The 16,185-nt window shown below is 67.6% G+C and carries 15 protein-coding genes and 1 tRNA gene; 8 read left to right on the top strand and 8 right to left on the bottom strand.

All coding sequences use genetic code 11. From position 1 onward, the window contains the following. Positions 1-131 precede the first annotated feature (131 nt). The 3 genes from DFLDMN_RS19430 to DFLDMN_RS19420 all read left to right on the top strand — a co-directional run bounded on the left by DFLDMN_RS19430 (position 132) and on the right by DFLDMN_RS19420 (position 2,424). Positions 132-1,250, top strand: coding sequence for a SphA family protein (locus DFLDMN_RS19430; RefSeq protein ID WP_423196475.1), 1,119 nt, complete (start codon positions 132-134; stop codon positions 1,248-1,250). Positions 1,251-1,352: 102 nt separating this feature from the next. Beyond that, positions 1,353-1,428 (top strand) — tRNA-Thr (locus DFLDMN_RS19425). Positions 1,429-1,638: 210 nt separating this feature from the next. After that, the gene (locus tag DFLDMN_RS19420) at positions 1,639-2,424 is read left to right on the top strand and encodes an aspartate/glutamate racemase family protein (RefSeq protein WP_423196474.1); all 786 of its coding nucleotides are present in this window, start codon (positions 1,639-1,641) and stop codon (positions 2,422-2,424) included. 17 nt (positions 2,425-2,441) lie between these two features. Here DFLDMN_RS19420 and DFLDMN_RS19415 read toward each other — a convergent pair whose 3' ends face one another. After that, positions 2,442-2,864: a carboxymuconolactone decarboxylase family protein gene (locus tag DFLDMN_RS19415; protein WP_423196473.1), complete on the bottom strand. Its 423-nt coding sequence runs from the start codon at positions 2,862-2,864 to the stop codon at positions 2,442-2,444. Positions 2,865-2,948: 84 nt separating this feature from the next. On the opposite strand from DFLDMN_RS19415, the gene DFLDMN_RS19410 reads away from it, so the two are divergent. Beyond that, the gene (locus DFLDMN_RS19410) at positions 2,949-3,827 is read left to right on the top strand and encodes a LysR family transcriptional regulator (RefSeq protein ID WP_423196472.1); all 879 of its coding nucleotides are present in this window, start codon (positions 2,949-2,951) and stop codon (positions 3,825-3,827) included. Positions 3,828-4,006: 179 nt separating this feature from the next. Here DFLDMN_RS19410 and DFLDMN_RS19405 read toward each other — a convergent pair whose 3' ends face one another. Next, entirely contained in the window at positions 4,007-4,834 is an 828-nt protein-coding gene (locus DFLDMN_RS19405) for a hypothetical protein (RefSeq protein WP_423196471.1), read from the bottom strand. A gap of 190 nt (positions 4,835-5,024) precedes the next feature. Here DFLDMN_RS19405 and DFLDMN_RS19400 point away from each other — a divergent pair, with 190 nt between their 5' ends. Next, positions 5,025-5,441, top strand: coding sequence for a hypothetical protein (locus DFLDMN_RS19400; RefSeq protein WP_423196470.1), 417 nt, complete (start codon positions 5,025-5,027; stop codon positions 5,439-5,441). Positions 5,442-5,502: 61 nt separating this feature from the next. On the opposite strand, the gene DFLDMN_RS19395 is transcribed toward DFLDMN_RS19400, so the two are convergent. Both DFLDMN_RS19395 and DFLDMN_RS19390 read right to left on the bottom strand, forming a co-directional pair. After that, entirely contained in the window at positions 5,503-5,919 is a 417-nt protein-coding gene (locus DFLDMN_RS19395; RefSeq protein WP_423196469.1) for a DNA-binding response regulator, read from the bottom strand. 375 nt (positions 5,920-6,294) lie between these two features. After that, on the bottom strand, positions 6,295-7,905 hold the full coding sequence (locus DFLDMN_RS19390) for a DUF342 domain-containing protein (RefSeq protein ID WP_423196468.1): 1,611 nt from the start codon (positions 7,903-7,905) through the stop codon (positions 6,295-6,297). 292 nt (positions 7,906-8,197) lie between these two features. On the opposite strand from DFLDMN_RS19390, the gene DFLDMN_RS19385 reads away from it, so the two are divergent. Continuing rightward, positions 8,198-9,169 carry a class I SAM-dependent methyltransferase gene (locus DFLDMN_RS19385; RefSeq protein ID WP_423196467.1) on the top strand — a complete coding sequence of 324 codons (972 nt, stop codon included), beginning with the start codon at positions 8,198-8,200 and terminating at the stop codon, positions 9,167-9,169. Here the strand turns inward: DFLDMN_RS19385 and DFLDMN_RS19380 are convergent. Continuing rightward, a complete protein-coding gene (locus DFLDMN_RS19380) occupies positions 9,160-9,801 on the bottom strand; it encodes a DUF1415 domain-containing protein (RefSeq protein ID WP_423196466.1) in 642 nt (213 codons plus the stop codon). The two genes, DFLDMN_RS19385 and DFLDMN_RS19380, sit on opposite strands and share 10 nt — an antisense overlap. A gap of 22 nt (positions 9,802-9,823) precedes the next feature. Further along, a complete protein-coding gene (locus DFLDMN_RS19375) occupies positions 9,824-10,927 on the bottom strand; it encodes an acyltransferase family protein (RefSeq protein WP_423196465.1) in 1,104 nt (367 codons plus the stop codon). A gap of 328 nt (positions 10,928-11,255) precedes the next feature. Here DFLDMN_RS19375 and DFLDMN_RS19370 point away from each other — a divergent pair, with 328 nt between their 5' ends. Next, the gene (locus DFLDMN_RS19370) at positions 11,256-12,527 is read left to right on the top strand and encodes a TIGR03862 family flavoprotein (protein WP_423196464.1); all 1,272 of its coding nucleotides are present in this window, start codon (positions 11,256-11,258) and stop codon (positions 12,525-12,527) included. A gap of 3 nt (positions 12,528-12,530) precedes the next feature. Here DFLDMN_RS19370 and DFLDMN_RS19365 read toward each other — a convergent pair whose 3' ends face one another. Together DFLDMN_RS19365 and DFLDMN_RS19360 are read right to left on the bottom strand one after the other, a co-directional pair. Continuing rightward, positions 12,531-14,147, bottom strand: a complete 1,617-nt coding sequence (locus tag DFLDMN_RS19365; protein WP_423196463.1) for an NAD(P)/FAD-dependent oxidoreductase — start codon at positions 14,145-14,147, stop codon at positions 12,531-12,533. After that, positions 14,107-14,517: a hypothetical protein gene (locus tag DFLDMN_RS19360; protein WP_423196462.1), complete on the bottom strand. Its 411-nt coding sequence runs from the start codon at positions 14,515-14,517 to the stop codon at positions 14,107-14,109. The genes DFLDMN_RS19365 and DFLDMN_RS19360 overlap by 41 nt, the downstream gene beginning before the upstream one ends. Positions 14,518-14,693: 176 nt before the next feature. On the opposite strand from DFLDMN_RS19360, the gene DFLDMN_RS19355 reads away from it, so the two are divergent. Continuing rightward, the gene (locus DFLDMN_RS19355) at positions 14,694-16,130 is read left to right on the top strand and encodes a PLP-dependent aminotransferase family protein (RefSeq protein ID WP_423196461.1); all 1,437 of its coding nucleotides are present in this window, start codon (positions 14,694-14,696) and stop codon (positions 16,128-16,130) included. Positions 16,131-16,185: the final 55 nt, after the last annotated feature.

Here is a 16,185-nt window from a genome sequence, read left to right as displayed (position 1 = left end):
GCGCGGACGAAATGATTCAATTCGCGCCTCGACAAGTCTAAATTCCCTTCGCGGAATCGATCTGCAACGATAGGGATGTGCCCTGCCCCGCCGGCCGGACGCATCTCTGTGACAATCGATCGATTCTGACCATGCCCATCGCTTTGCGCGGCCCTTGCCGCGCTGTCTCGCGCGTCGTTGCACACGACGCCCCGCACGGACCTGCCCAGCATACGCGTCGCTTCGCCTCGTGCGTGGTATCGCGCTTCGCCTCGTGCGTGCTATCGCGCTTCGTTTCGCGCTTCGTTTCCCGCCTCGTTGGGCCGACCGTCGCACACGGCGTGCTGGCGCTGTGCTGCCTGACCACGCCGCTCGCGGCACACGCCACCGAAGGCGCGCTGGGCCGCCCCGTGGCCGGCACCGGCGTGACCACCAACGCCGGCATCGTGCCGCCCGAGCCCGTCATGGCCGTCAACATCAGCGAGCTCTATCTCAATGGCTCGATCGGCGGCGAGCGCCTGGTGCCGATTGCCAATCGCCTGTCGGCCGGTATCGACGCGAAGGCCTCGTTTACGCTCGCAACGTTCCTCAAGGTGTGGGACACCGGCCCCGGGCATTGGAACTTTGCCTCGAGCTTTACCTTGCCGTACCTGTGGGAATCCGTTCACACGCATGTCGCCGTCAACAATGTCTCGCGCGGCAGTTCCGATCGTGTCTCGAATCTGTTCGATCTGTATTTCACGCCGATCATCGCCGGTTACCATATTTCGCATACCGACCATCTCGCGCTGAGCTTCAACATCTGGGCGCCGACCGGCAAATACGACGTCAACGCCCTGGCCAATGCCAGCCTCAACAACTGGACGTTTGTCCCCCAGATCGCGTACACCCACCTCGCGCCGCAATACGGACTCGAGTTCAACGCCGTTGCCGGCTTGCAGTTCTATACGCGCAACACCGCCACGGATTACCAGAACGCGCCGCTGTTCACGCTCGACCTGATGGGCCTGAAGCGATTTGCCAACGGCTTTGGCCTGGGGCTCGTCATGGGTACCGTCCAGCAGCTCGGCAATGACACCGGCCCGCTCGCCGACCGCCTCAACGGCTTTCGCGGGCGCGATTTTGCTCTCGGCCCGATCGTGACCTACGACACCAAGCTCGGCGGCAAGGCGCCGCTCTCGTTCAGCCTGCGCTGGGTACCGACGGTATCGAGCACCAACCGTCTGGACAGTACGGCCACCATCCTCGGCACCGCCACGCTGGTGTTCTGAACCCCAACCCGACCCGCGCAAAAAAGATGGCGGGAGGGCTTCACAAATCCAAAAGTCGCTGCTAATATTGCGGGCTCTATCCGATACCAATCGGATGGTGATGCCGAAGTAGCTCAGTCGGTAGAGCAGCTCATTCGTAATGAGAAGGTCGGGGGTTCGATTCCTCTCTTCGGCACCATTTGCGGACCACTTGCGGCGTACTCCATGGATGAACGATGGATGAACGATGGATGTACCGCGACAGTTGTACCCCGCAGGTGGTCAAATCACCTGAACCTGGAACCCGCGCAGCGCTTGCTTCGCGGGTTTTTTGTTTGGCTTGCGGGGCAGGCGTCTCCGGCGGAGGCTTGATGGGGCAGAATCCGTTTCTGGACCATGGGAGATCCGCATGATTCCTGATCAAGCCCCTCGCAAGCCAGGCCCTCGCCCTCAACACGGACCCGAGCATGCCCCCGAACACGTACCCGAGCGCGCCCCGGGACATATCGGCATCGTAGGCTGTTCGGCCGAAGGCGCGGCGCTGTGCTACCGCACCCTCTGCACCGAGGGTGGCGCGCTGCTCGGCGGCGATCACCGGCATCCCGAAGTATCGATGCACACCCCTTCCCTGCATCGCTATGTCGACTGCCTCGACGCAGGCGACCTGCAGGGCGTGGCGGACCTGATGCTGGATTCGGCGGATCGACTGGCGCGCAGCGGCGCTGACTTCCTGATCTGCCCCGACAACACCATCCATCAGGCGTTTCATCTGGTACAGCCGCGTTCCCCGTTGCCCTGGCTCCATATCGTCGACGTGGTGGCCGAGGAAGCGGTACGGCGCGGGCTGCGCAAGATCGGCATCCTTGGCACGTTCTGGTTGACCCAGAGCGCGCTGTATCCGGAGCGTTTGCGCCAACATGGCCTGGACTTCGCCCGTCCGTCGCACGACCAGCAGGTCGCGGTCGGCCGGCTCATCATGGACGAACTGGTGCCAGGCGTGCGCACCTCCGCGCAGGTGGACTATCTGGCCAGTGTCATCGCGGGCATGAAGCAGAACGGCTGCGATGCCGTGGCCCTGGCCTGCACCGAATTGCCACTGGTCATGAACGACGCCAACTCGCCGTTGCCCACGCTGGACTCGACCCGCTTGCTGGCGCGCGCGGCGCTGCGGCGCGCGGCGGGCGTCGGCACCTGAGCGTCTGATCGCGCTGGTTACTCGTCTTCGAGCGGCAGCGCGATGCCTTCCGCCGCGAACACTTCCCTGACCGCCGCCAGACCGTTCAGCGCTGCCGGAAAGCCCGCATACACCGCCATCTGCATGACGACCTCCACGATCTCGCGCGGCGTGCAGCCGACGTTGAGCGCGGCATGGAGATGGACCCGCAATTGCGGCGCGGCCGTGCCCATTGCACACAGCGCGGCCACGACCGCGATTTCCCGCTCGCGCAAACCCAGGCCGGGCCGCGCATAGATGTCGCCGAACGGAAACTCCAGCACGTAGTTGGCAAAGTCCGGAAAGCTCGCGCCGAACTGCTCCACCACGCGCACGCCCTCCTTGCCGTCCACGCGCACCAGCATGTCCTCGCCGCGCAGGCGACGCTCCGATTTGACTACGTCATGTTTGGCTTCGCGCATCGAAAGGCTCCTTGAGGTGAATGGAAGCACTTTACGAAGCCGGGGCCCGCGCGGGAATGACCGGATGTGTGATACCTTTTCTGTATGACGGACCGACTCGACTCGCGCGCCTTGCGCCAATTCGTCGCGGTGGCGGAAACGCTCAGTTTCCGCCAGGCCGCGGAGATCCTGCATATCAGCCAGCCGCCGCTGAGCCGTGCCATCCGGCTGATGGAAGCGCGTCTTGGCACCGCGCTGTTCGAGCGCAATACGCAGCGCGTCAGGCTGACCGCCGCCGGGGAGCGACTGCTGCCGCTCGCGCGCGAAATCCTGCGCCTGCTGGAAGCGGCACAACGGGCGGTTGCCGCCGACCCCGTCCCCGCGCGTCTGCGCATCGGCGCCACGTCGGCGGTGGCATCGACGTGGTTCCACCAGTTGCTGCAGGCCATCGATGCGCAGGGCGTGCGCACCTCGCTGGTCAGCGACGCGTCACCGCGACTGGTCAGGCAGCTGTCGCGCGGCGAACTGGATGCCGCGTTTATCGCCCTGCCCACGCACACCGCCGACCTGGTCATCGACGTCCTCGAGCAACAACCGCTGCTCGCGGTACTGCCGACCACCCATCGCCTGGCACGGCGCAGGCGCGTAGCCCTTGCGGACCTGCGCACCGACGCGCTGTTCTGGTTCCGGCGTTCGCGCCAGCCGGCCTTTTTCGATCATTGCCAGGCTATCTTCGCGCGCCACGGATTTGCACCGCCGTTGCTGGAGGAGCCCGCGGACCATCACGTGCTGCTCGCCGCCGTGGCCAGCGGCCGCGGCGTGGCCCTGCTGCCGGCCTCGTTCGCGGCGATCCGGCACGATGGGGTGTGCTACCGCCCGCTGCGGGAAGGGTCGGCGCTGCATGTCGGCATCGGGCTCGCCACCAGCCGCGAACGGTCGGGCGTGCGGGACTTTCTGGTACGCACGCTGGACTTGCCTGGGTAAGACTTGCCTGGTGAGACGTACCTGGGTGGAGCCGTGCCTGGGTGGAGCCGTGCCTGGGTGGAGACGTGCCTGGGTGAGACGTGCCCTGGTGAGACGTGCCGGGGTGAGACGTGCCTGGGTGGAGACGTGCCAGGGCACGACGTGCCTGCCCAAGACCCGCCCGCGCGGCACGAGAGGCCTCACTCGCACGGCGGCGCGAAGTATGCTTCCAGCGGCAGACAGCAGATCGACATCACCTCGGCGCCCACGCGCGGGAACTGCGCGATCAGCCGTTCGAGGATCAGCGTGTCGATGTGCGCGCACCGCTCGACGGACGCGTCCAGGTACAGCCAGTGCAGGCACGAGCCATCGTCGAGCGCCTGCTGGTGGCATCGCAGTGGCCACAGGCCCGCCTCGTTGCGGATCACGTCGAGGGCACCGCGCAGCAACCGCGCGAGATCATCGGGGGTGTAGCCGGCTTCCTGGCGCAGCGCCATGCGGCGCGCGATGGCGATGGCATCGATATCCCGGTCTACCAGGAGGCGTCCGCGACGGCCGAGCGCGCGCAATACGTGGAGCGCGTCCCCGTCGCGAAACTGCGCCAGACAAGTCAGCACGATTTCGCGCGCGCACGATACGCTGGCCACGGCCGAGGTGGTCGAGGTGGTCGAGGTGGCCGAGGTGGTCAGCCGATCGGCAAGCTCGCCCGCCGCCGCATAGGCCCCGACGCTGCGCAGCAGCATCAACAGGCGCGCGATGACCTCGGGCCGCGTCGGTCGCAGCAAGGCCGCGTTGTGCGCGGCCGCGAGCGCGCCCGGGGCGTCGCGGCGGATCAGCCGTACCATCGCGCGCGCGGTAAAACAGCGCGCCAGATCCGCGGGCGGCTGCACGCCCTGAATGCAACGCTCGATGCCGTACTCGCAGCGTTTCAGCTGCAGTTCGTCGGGGTGCGGCTGGTCGATCAGGTGCACCAGTTCGCCAAAGCGCTTCGCGTCTGGCTGCGGGGCTTTTGCGATGGGCAGGAGCATGGCGACGAGTCCTCCGGACGGCGTTCGTGGGCCACGAACATTGGAGGCGATTCTAGGCACGGCAGCGCCGGAAAAACTCGCGTCGACGGAAAATTAGACTTTTCTGATGCGTGCGATACAACAGGCCGGGGCCGGTCGAGTGCTGCTACCATGCCGTGCTGATCTGCCTTCCATCGACGGAGTTCCTGCAGTGAAAATCAGAACGGTATTGCCTGCCATGGCCTGCGTAGCGCTGGCGGCGTGCGGCACGACCCCGCGACCGGCGTCGCCCGCGGTGTCACCCCCGGCATCGCTATCCGCGCCGGCCTCCGCCGCGCCGCGGCAGATGTCGACCTACGACATGGCCACCGAATACACGGTCGACTACGTGCCGGATGGCTTTACGCTTACCGTCAATTACCGCTACATGAACTATGTGCTGCGCACCAGCACGGCAGAGACACAGTGCAAGGCGGCAGTCCACGACGTTGCCACCAGCCTGTCGGAACGCCGGCAGCACCCAATCGCGGCGATCGATGCACGGCAGATCAGGATGGTCACCACACGCAAGTGGACGGGGGGCATCGCCACCTGTGCCGCGGTGGCACAGGTCGCCTGGCGCCGCTAGCGAGACGGCGGTCGCCCTCGCGTCGCCCCAGCGTCGCCCTGGCGTCGCCCCCCCAGCGCGGTTACTGATGGCGCGCAACCTGCCACGACGTCATCCCGGGCAACGGCAGGGGCACCACGTCGTCGCCAAGCAGGTTGAGCACGCTCGCCTCCAGCCGTTCGATGGAGACCGACTTCGGCAAGTGCTCCACCACGCCGCACAGCTGCAGCGACGACGGCACGCGCAGCCACATGTTGTCCGACAGCAGCAGGATGCGCGCATGCGGCATGGCCTGATGCAGGCGTCGCAGCAGGTACCAGTTGTCGGCGGCATCGCCGGACATGCCGAACAGGACCAGCGCGTCGTCCATGCTTTCCTCCAGGCCCAGGACGGCGGCAGGCTCCAGGCTGCGGACGCTGCCGATGCCAGGCATGCGCTCCAGCATGCGCTGCATGCCCAGTCGTACCAGCGGATGGGATTCGATCACGATCGCAGACATCGGTTTGCTCCCCGTAGTTATTGGTGTGATACGAGGAATGTGCAAAGCGCGTGCCAGCCGCAATGCCAGTTCGTGGCACCTTGCACCGGAAGTGGGCGGCTACCCGCAAACCCTTGACGGCATTGCGCGGCCGGTGGAGTCAGAGAACTGGCGGGCCCACCGCGGCAGGCTACGGACGCCAGCCGCGATGTTACGACTGACGTAACGTGTCACCGCACACGTAACGAAGCGCGTCATGCGGCGGCGCGCCATGCCGCGGCACGTCACCCGGCGATGGCGCATGCCAGCCGGGCCCCGCTCATCGGGGTCGGTTCACCGGGGTCGGCTTACCGGATCAAGCGCCCCGATCCGTTCGCCCCGCCCCCTTGCCCTGCATCAGTTCACCGAAATGCGGTCATCCACCACCCGCACCTGGCCGCCAGGCTTGTCTTCCATGACCTTGAGCACCTTGTGCCCGACCTGCAGCGTCACGCCGCCGTGAATACGCCGCCCGGCCGCGATCACCGCGTTGTCCGACGGCTTCATCTGCTCGGCCAGCTGCGCAATCTCGGCCTCGATTTCGAACAGGTCGCGATTGATCTTGTGCATCGTCGCGCGCGCCTTCTCGCGGACGTCGCCCGTGGCCCGTTCCGGATGCTTGGCGAAGAACGCCACCAGCTGCTGCAGCTTGGCCTGATCCTCCGTCACCTTGCGGCGGCGTGCTTCGAGCGCGGCGCGCTGTTCGTCGGCAAACGGATTGAGGCCCACCTGCACGGTGGTCGCGGTCCCCGCGGGCGCGCCCAGCACCGCCACGCTGACCAGCGCCATGGCACGGGTACGGCCGCCGCTGATGCTGCCCTGCCCGGTCGGCGTCCCGACCACCACGCGCTCGCCCGCGGACACGTCGCTCTGGCGGATGCCGCTCTCGACGATCACCTCGGTCGTCGCCTCGACAATCGCATTCTGGATATAGCGCGCGTGCACCGCGCCCTTGGTGCGCACGCTGGCAATTTCGTTGGCATCGCCGTGCGCGGTCTCGGCCTTGCCGATAATGCCGCCCTTGACGATGACATCGCCCCCGGCCTCCACGTGCGCGGCCTCGATGGTGCCGTTGACCACGACATCGCCGGTCACCTTGACCGACATGCCGGTACGGATATCGCCGGACACGCGCAGCGAGCCGTCGAAGGTCACGTTGCCCGAATGCAGGTCCACCGCTTCCACATCGACCACGGGGCTGACGCACACGCCATGCGGCAGCACCTTGGGCGAGCCGGCGATCACCGCCAGCAGCAGGTTGGGATCGTTGGGATCGGCCGAAACACCGGTCAGGTCGTCGGCGAACGGCGTGTCTTCCACCTCGTCGGCGGGCAGCGGCTTGCCAAACAGGTCCACGCCATCGCGCCCCGCCACCGCGGGAGTGCGACGCATCAGCGCGGTACCGGGATTGACCAGCAGCAGGCTGCCGAGGTCGCGCAGGTCGAAGTGGACGCCTTCATCCTCGACCTGGGCCGGCTTGCGCGGCTGCACGAGGCTGGTGAAGATGGCCGGCGTACCGACCACGGGCGGGGTACCGCGCGCGATCTCGAGGTTCTCGCAGTTGCCCTGGGCCAGGGCTGCCTCGATCGCCGCGAGGTCGAGCGGCGCCGTGACATGCATGCCTGCCGCCGCGCTGCGAATGTCTTCGATCTCGATCGGCCGGCCGCCCTCGGGCGCAACCAGCGTCATGCGCAGCACCAGCTGGTCCGGCGAAACCTCAAGCTCGAATTCGCCGTCGAGCAGCTGGCCGATCACGGCATCGAGTTCGTGTTCGGCAAGCTGGCATTGGCTCAGGAAGGCCACCACGGCCGCCTGGTCGAGGCGCGCGTCCTGCCAGCCGTGCTCTTCCAGGCAGGCTTGCAGCATGGTGCGATCGGGCGGCATGCGGCCCGCATCGGGCACGTAACACGCGCGTACCTGCTCGCCAGGCTGGCTTAATTCCAGGCGCAATCCCCCGTCGGTAATCATGTGTCCCCGTTTCTCTTCCGGCCAGGCCGACACAGGTGCGGACCCATGGGTCCATGATCCTTCCGCGGGGATCCACCGGAATGCCAGCTAATAGTTGTCGTCGATCCGTCATCTACGGCCAGAGGCGGGGGAACTTGAGCCTACAAAAGTAGGGTTGCAATTCGCGTGTGACGCACCGGGCACGGCCAATTGGGTAAACTGGCGGTTGCGGGCGGCGTCTTGATGCCGTTGCCCATCGTTGCCTCAGGTCGTCTTTCATCGCCCGGCGCTTCCGCGCGAAGCGCACCCCGTCATGTCCGCCACTCCGTCCTCGCCCCGCACGCGCGCCAAGCCGGCCGCGCGCAAACCGTCCACCGCGCCGCATGGCGCCCCTGCCGCCCCTGCCGCCCCTGCCGCCAAGGCCGTCAGTGCAGCCCATGCGCCGGCCGCGCCCAACACGCACGAGATCCGTCCGGGCCAGTCCATCGAACTGCTCAAGGCGCTCCATATCCTGACGCGCGACGGCAAGATGAACCAGGACAGCCGGCGCAAGCTCAAGCAGGTCTACCACCTGTTCCAATTCATCGAGCCGCTGCTGCAGGACGTGAAAGACGCGCGCGGCGCCGTATCGCTGGTGGATCATGGCGCGGGCAAGTCGTATCTCGGCTTTATCCTTTACGACCTCTTCTTCAAGGCCCTGCAGGATGCGTCCCATATCTATGGCATCGAGACGCGCGAGGAACTGGTGGCCAGCTCGCAGGAACTCGCCACGCGGCTCGGCTTCGCGGGCATGTCGTTCCTGAACCTGTCGGTCGCGGATTCGATCGCCTCGCCGGCGCTGCCGCAGACCGTCGACGTGGTCACGGCCCTGCATGCCTGCAATACCGCCACCGACGACGCCATCCGCTTTGCGCTGGCCAGGCAGGCCCGCCATATCGTGCTGGTGCCGTGCTGCCAGGCCGAGGTGGCGGCGGTGCTGCGCAAGAACAAGGGCGTGCAGCTGGCTGGCAATCCGCTCACGGAGCTCTGGCGGCATCCGATTCATACCCGCGAATTCGGCAGCCAGGTCACCAACGTGCTGCGCTGCCTGCAGCTCGAAGCGCACGGCTATCAGGTCAGCGTGACCGAACTCGTGGGCTGGGAGCACTCGATGAAGAACGAGCTTATCGTCGCGCAGTACAAGGACCTGCCACGCCGGCGGCCGGCCGAGCGTCTGGCCAACGTGCTCGATTCGCTGGGGCTGGCGGAACTGGAGGCGCGCTTCTTTACGCCCGCTCAGGTCTGACCGCGCGGCTTGCCGTCCTGCGCGGCGGCCGCGTCGGTCGCCTCCCCCTCCCCCCTCCCCCCTCCCCCGCGCCCCGCCATCCACGCCCGCCAGCCGGCCAGGCCAAGCCGGCGCATGGTGGCCTCGTTGCGCGCGTAGATATCCGCGGCATCGGGAAACGCCGCTACCGCACGCTCGATGCTGTCCTCTCGCAGCAGATGCAGGATCGGATACGGCGCACGATTGGTGTAGTTCTCGATATCGTCGGGCGCGGTGCCTTCGAACTGGTAGGCCGGATGAAAGCTCGCGATCTGCAGCACACCGTCGAGCCGCAGGCTTTGCAGCAGGTTGTCGGCGAGGTACAGGAAATCGTTGTACGCGAGGAAATCCTGCAGGGCATCCGGCAGGATCAGCAAGGTGGTGTCGGTCAGCGCGGGATCGGCCGCCGCGAGCCAGCGCAGCTCGCGGTCGAGCGCATCGAACACCGCGGCCTCGTCGGTGGCGTGGCTCACCACATAGCGCACCTGGTCCTTCACATGCACGGCCTTGGCGAACGGGCACAGGTTGAGGCCGATGACGGCGCGTGTCAGCCAGTGACACACCTCGGCGACGACCTGATCGTCGTGGGAAGACAGGGAAGGTTCAGGGGACATGGCGGTACCGCGCGGCAAAGCCTCATTCTACTGCCCGCTGTCCGCCGCGCACCGCCAGCCGTTGCCGCCCGGCCCCGAGCGGCCGGCCGTTGAACAGGTCGCCGAGCGGCCCGGCACGGTCGAGCAGCCACGCGAGCGCCATCAGCACCAGCAGTTCCACCATGGCCAGGCACCACCACCATGCGCCCAGGTGGGCCACGCGCACACCCGCCATGCCAAGCACCGCATGCACGAGCTTGTTCACCGCATAGTTGAAGCCGAATACCGGCAATGTGTGCTGCCCGAGCCAGCACAGCAAGCGCGAGGCCGGCACCAGGACCGCGAGCTGCCACAGCACATAGGCCCCGGCGAGCGCCGCGGCCAGGTTCAGCGCGAGCGCCAGCGGCCCTTGCGCGATGCGGTTGCGCGAGAGATTGAGCACGTCAGGCGACGCCGCCATCGTCAGCGCCCACAGGCCCAGGACCAGCAGCAGCGCCGCCACGCGGCTGGCCGTCAGCGACGGCCGCCGGAACGCGACATGACCGCGCGCGCCGAGCCACATGCCGCAACCGAAGAACGCCATGGCGCTGCCCGTGGCGCGCGTGGCAAACGGCCACTCCAGGGGCGGATCGTCCGACCAGGTCGCCTCGCCTTGCGACACCAGCATCCACGCCAGGCCCAGCGCGGTCATGACGAGGCCGGCCACCGCAGCGCCCCAGCGCGCCAGGCATGCGGCAAGCGCCTCCAGCCAGAACAGGCAGAACAGATACCAGAGCGGCGTGCTGACGAAATTCCACTCGTTGATGGCCGAGCCCGACAGCGTGCCCCATAGCCGCAGAGCGAATTCCTCGGGCGCGACGCGGCCCAGGCCCGTCGCCGCAAGGTACGGCAGCGACAGCAGCAGCCCCATGCCCCAGGCCGGCAGCACCAACCGTCGGAACTTGCCGGCCACGTAGCTGCCAGGCGCCACCGCAGCGCGCGCCGGCTGGCTCATCAGCCCGGCGAGCAGCAGGAATGCCGGGATATGCATCGAGTAGATGGCCTTGTACACCGGCTCCGGCACGGCCCAGGCATGGCCGGCCACCACCAGCAGGATGCCGAGGCCCTTGTACATGTCGATGGCGTGATTGCGCGCGGGCGCGGTCATGGCGCACTCCAGGGCAGTGGAGGAACGGGACAACAGACAGCGGCCAGTATCCCGTCCACGGCCCGCGCCCGATGTTCGCCAGCGAACCTAGCGCCGCCGCGCGGCGGCAGCCGGCCCCCGCTTAGCGGCCGCCTTCCTCTCGACCTTGCTGTCGCGCGTCGGTCGCGCGTCGGTCGCGCTTTGGTGGGGGTTCCGCCTGCCTTGCGCGTCCCTTGCGCGTCCCTGTCGTGTCTCTTCCGCCATCTTCGGCCACACCTTCAGCCACACCTGCAGCCACACCTTCAGCCGCCACTTATAATTCGCCCCTTCCCTCCCGCGAATCGTTCTCATGGCCGCTGCTCCCACCGACTTTTGCACCGACGGTGCCGTCGTCATCGGCGGTGGCCCGGCCGGCCTGATGGCGGCCGAGGTACTGGCCGCGCGCGGCATCGCCGTGGATGTCTACGACGCCATGCCGTCGGCCGGACGCAAGTTCCTGATGGCCGGCAAGAGCGGCATGAACCTGACCCACGCCGAGCCCGCGGCAGCGTTCCGCCAGCGCTATGGCGCCCGTGCCGACCGCATCGCCCCGTTGCTCGATGCTTTCGACGCCGAAGCCCTGCGCGCCTGGGTGCATGCGCTCGGCATCGACACCTTCGTTGGCAGCTCCGGCCGCGTCTTCCCCACCGACATGAAGGCCGCGCCGTTGCTGCGCGCATGGCTGCACCGCCTGCGCGAGCGCGGCGTGCGCTTTCACATGCGGCACCGCTGGCAGGGCTTTGCCGAACCGGACGCGGGCCGGCATGGGCTGCGCTTCGCTACCCGCGAGGGGGAGCACGTCGTGTCCGCGCGGGCGGTGGTGCTGGCGCTCGGCGGCGGCAGTTGGGCACGTCTCGGCTCGGATGGCGCCTGGCTGCCGATACTGGCCGCGCACGGGGTCGAAGTGGCGCCATTGCGGCCGGCCAACTGCGGATTCGATATCGCGTGGAGCGAGGTATTTCGCGCGCGGCATGCGGGCGAACCGGTCAAGTCGGTGGCGCTCGCGGTGACCGGTCCGGATGGCACCCGCCATGTGCGCCAGGGGGAATTCGTCGTCAGCCAGACCGGCATCGAAGGCAGCCTGGTCTATGCGTTGTCCGCGCCGATCCGCGACCTGATCGACGTTCACGGGCACGCCACCATCACGCTTGACCTGGCGCCCGGCCGCAGCGCGGAGAATGTGGCCGCGGCAATCGGCAAGCCACGAGGTTCGCGTTCGGTGTCGAGCCATCTGCAAAGCTGTCTGGGGATCACCGGCGTCAAGGCAGGCCTGCTGCGCGAGGCGTTGTCGAAGGACGCGATGCACGATGCGGCCGCGCTCGCCGCGGCGATCAAGGCCCTGCCGTTGCGACTCGTGCGCGCACGGCCGCTCGACGAGGTCATCAGCAGTGCCGGCGGCGTGCGTTTCGAGGCGATGGACGACCAGCTGATGCTGAAGCCGATGCCCGGCGTGTTCTGCGCGGGAGAGATGCTCGACTGGGAGGCCCCGACGGGCGGCTATCTGTTGACGGCCTGCTTTGCCAGCGGACGCGTGGCCGGCGCGGGCGCCGCCACGTACCTCGGTCACGGCGTGCGCCCGTAAGCCTCAGTCCCGCGCAATCGCCTTTGCCACCGCTTCGGCCACCTCGATGCCATCGATCGCCGCGGAATAGATGCCGCCGGCATACCCGGCACCCTCGCCGGCCGGATACAGCCCCTTCACATTGATGCTCTGCAGCGTCTCATCGCGCCGGATGCGTAGCGGCGACGAGGTACGCGTCTCCACGCCCGTCAGCACGGCATCGTGCATGGCAAAGCCGGCCACCTTCCTGTCGATCTCCGGCAACGCCTCGCGAATCGCCGCGATCACGTAGTCCGGCAACGCGGTACTGAGGTCGGTCGGCGTCACGCCGGGCTTGTACGACGGCTCGACCGAGCCAAGCGAGGTCGACGCCCGGCCCGCGAGGAAATCGCCCACCAGTTGCCCCGGCGCACGATAGTCGCCGCCACCGAGCACGAACGCGCGCTCCTCCCACTTGCGCTGGAACGCGATGCCGGCGAGCGGGCCACCCGGATAATCCTGTTCCGGCGTAATGCCCACCACGATGCCGGCATTTGCATTGCGCTCGGCGCGGTAGTACTGGCTCATGCCGTTGGTCACCAGCCGGCCCGGCTCCGACGCCGCCGCCACCACCGTGCCGCCCGGGCACATGCAGAAGCTGTAGACGGCGCGGCCGTTGCTGCAGTGATGCACCACCTTGTAGTCGGCCGCCCCGAGCAGCTTGTTGCCGGCAAACTTGCCAAAGCGGCTGCGATTGATCATGCCCTGCGGGTGTTCGATGCGGAAGCCGAGCGAGAACGGCTTGGCCTCCATGAACACGCCACGCTCGTGCAGCACCTCGAAGGTATCGCGCGCGCTGTGGCCCACGGCCAGAATCACGTGCTCGCAGGCCAGGTAGTCGCCGCTGGAGAGCCTGAGTCCGCGCAGGCGGCCGTCCTCGATATCGAAGTCGTCCACGCGTGTCTCGAAACGGATCTCGGCACCGAGCGACAGCATCTCGGCACGCATCTTCTCGACCATGCTCACCAGGCGGAACGTGCCGATATGGGGACGCGCCTTGTACAGGATGTCGTCCGGCGCGCCGGCGCGCACGAATTCCTCGAGCACCTTGCGCCCGTAATGCCGCGGATCCTTGATCTGGCTGTAGAGCTTGCCATCCGAGAAGGTACCCGCCCCGCCTTCGCCGAACTGCACGTTCGACTCGGGATTCAGCACGCTCTTGCGCCACAGGCCGAAGGTATCCTTGGTGCGCTCGCGCACTTCCTTGCCGCGCTCCAGGATGATCGGACGGAACCCCATCTGCGCCAGGAGCAGGCCGGCCAGCAGCCCGCACGGCCCGAGACCGATCACCACCGGCCGCGTGCGCGGCCCGCCCGCCGGGGCCTGTGCGACAAAACGATAGGTCATGTCCGGCGTGACGCTCCAGTTTGGCTTGCCGGCCATGCGGCGCAGCGCGGCGGCCTCGTCCTTCACCTCGATATCGATGATGTAGGTAAGCTTGATATCGGCGCGCTTGCGCGCATCGTGCGCGCGGCGGAAGACCTTGAAACCGACGAGCCCGTCGTGCCTGACGCCGATTTGCGCGAGCGCCGCGCGCACGGCGGCCTCGATCGCACCCTCGTCATGGTCGAGCGGGAGTTTTACTTCGCTGAGTCGTAGCATGGGGACCTGATGAAACATCGGCCTGGGTGTCTGGTGGCCGGGCGTTACCCGGCAGGAAGCCAGAACGGCCGGAGCGCAATTTTATCAGCGACCACCACCACGGGCGCGCCACCGGCATCGTGACCCGCAGCGACACGCTGGTGGCGGCCGCCACGGTCACCCAGCCGGCACGATCCGCCACTTGCACCGCGCCCGCGGCCAGCACGCACCGGGCGCGATAGACGGTCTCGGCCAGCCACGCCGGGGCGCCAGCCAGTTCCGCCCGGCCCTGCGTCACGTGCACGACCGCGCCGCGCCGCAGGTACAGGCGCATGGCCTGCCCGGGGACAAGTTGGATCTCCTGAATCAACGGTGCGGGGCGGTTGTCCATGGCATTTCTCCTGTCACATGCAATGGACTCCAGCCTATCGACCGGGCCGCCAGGCCAACAGGCACAAGGCCAGACAGGCAAAAACAGAACAGATCGAAAAAATTGGCTCTGTTACGATACAGATCGCCCGCATCTGTATCTGTTCGGCCCGCTTTCGCTCACGCATCATCGCCCGCATGGCTTCCGCACCGCTCTACCAGCAACTCGCCAGCCGCTACCGGCAGGCCATCTCGTCCGGCACGCTCTCCCCCGGCGACCGCATGCCGTCGGTGCGTACGCTGATGGGGCTGCATGACGTCAGCCTGTCCACGGCGCTGCAGGCCTGCCGCGAGCTGGAAGCCGCCGGCCTGCTCGAAGCGCGGCCGCGCTCCGGGTATTTCGTCTGCAGCCCGGCGCGGCCGATCCTGCATCCGCTGGCCGAGCCGGAACCGGGTCTGCCCGATCCTGCCCAGTTCGTCGGCATGCACGAGCGCATCTCGTCGATCATGGCGCGCTGGCAGCGCCACGAGGTGCGCGTCAATTTCGGCGGCGCGTTCTGCGCCCCATCGCTCTATCCGAACGAAGCGTTGCGCGCCGCCACCACGCGCGCGCTGCGCCGGCACCCGGAACTCTACGGCAGCATCGTCGATGCCGACGGGCACACGCCGTTCCGCGTGGCCATGGCGCGGCATGCCATGCGCGCCCGTATCCGCGTCGCGCCCGAGGAGATCGTGGTCACCTACGGCTGCACCGAGGGCCTCCACCTGGCGTTGCGCGCCGTGGCCGCGCCGGGCGACGTGATCGCGGTCGAGTCGCCCACCTACTACGGCCTGCTGCAAACCCTCGAAAGCCTGGGCATGCGCGCGCTCGAAATCCCGTGCAGCCCGCAGACCGGGATCTCGCTCGAGGCGCTGGAACTCGCCACGCGGACCTACGACAACATCAAGGCCGTCGCCGTGGTGCCCAACCTGCAGAATCCGCTCGGCAGCATCATGCCCAACGCCAACAAGGCACGGCTGGTCGACTGGTGCCAGGCGCGCGGCATCGCGCTGATCGAGGACGACTGCTTCTCGGATACGGTCGACGACGAGGTGCCGCTCTCCGCGGCCAAGGCATGGGACACCACCGGCAACGTGATCTACTGCGCCTCGCTGAACAAGGCGCTGGCACCGGGACTGCGGCTCGGCTGGATGGCCGCCGGCCGCTGGCAGGCACGCGTGGAGATGCTCAAGATCGGCCTCACCCGCCCCAACGAAATGCTGACGCAGATCGCCGTGGCCGACTTCATGGGCACCGGTGGCTATGAACGGCACCTGCGCCGCATGCGCGCGCAGTTGCGCGTGCAGCGCGAATGGGTCGCCGCTACCGTGGCCCGTACGTTCCCGCCCGGAACGCGGCTGACGCTGCCGCGCGGTGGCATGCACCTGTGGATCGAGATGCCGGCGGGGGTGTCGTCCGAGGCCCTGTTCGACCTGGCGCTGCAGGCGGGCATCCGCGTGCTGCCCGGCGCGATGTTCTCCAATTCGGGGCGTTTCGACCATTACCTGCGCATCAACTGCGGAACGCCGCGCGCGCCGGAAATCGAACGCGCGCTCGAGACGCTGGCCGGCCTGGTACATCGCCTTGCGCGGTGATGCGCGGGTCACGGGCTGTTGCAAATACGGGTCATCGAACGGTCAACAATTCCCC

The sequence above is a fragment of the Cupriavidus sp. H19C3 genome (genome assembly GCF_049393815.1).
Lineage (GTDB): Bacteria > Pseudomonadota > Gammaproteobacteria > Burkholderiales > Burkholderiaceae > Cupriavidus.
Note: the sequence above shows the minus strand (reverse complement) of the source record. Positions and strands in the feature narration are given on the sequence as shown.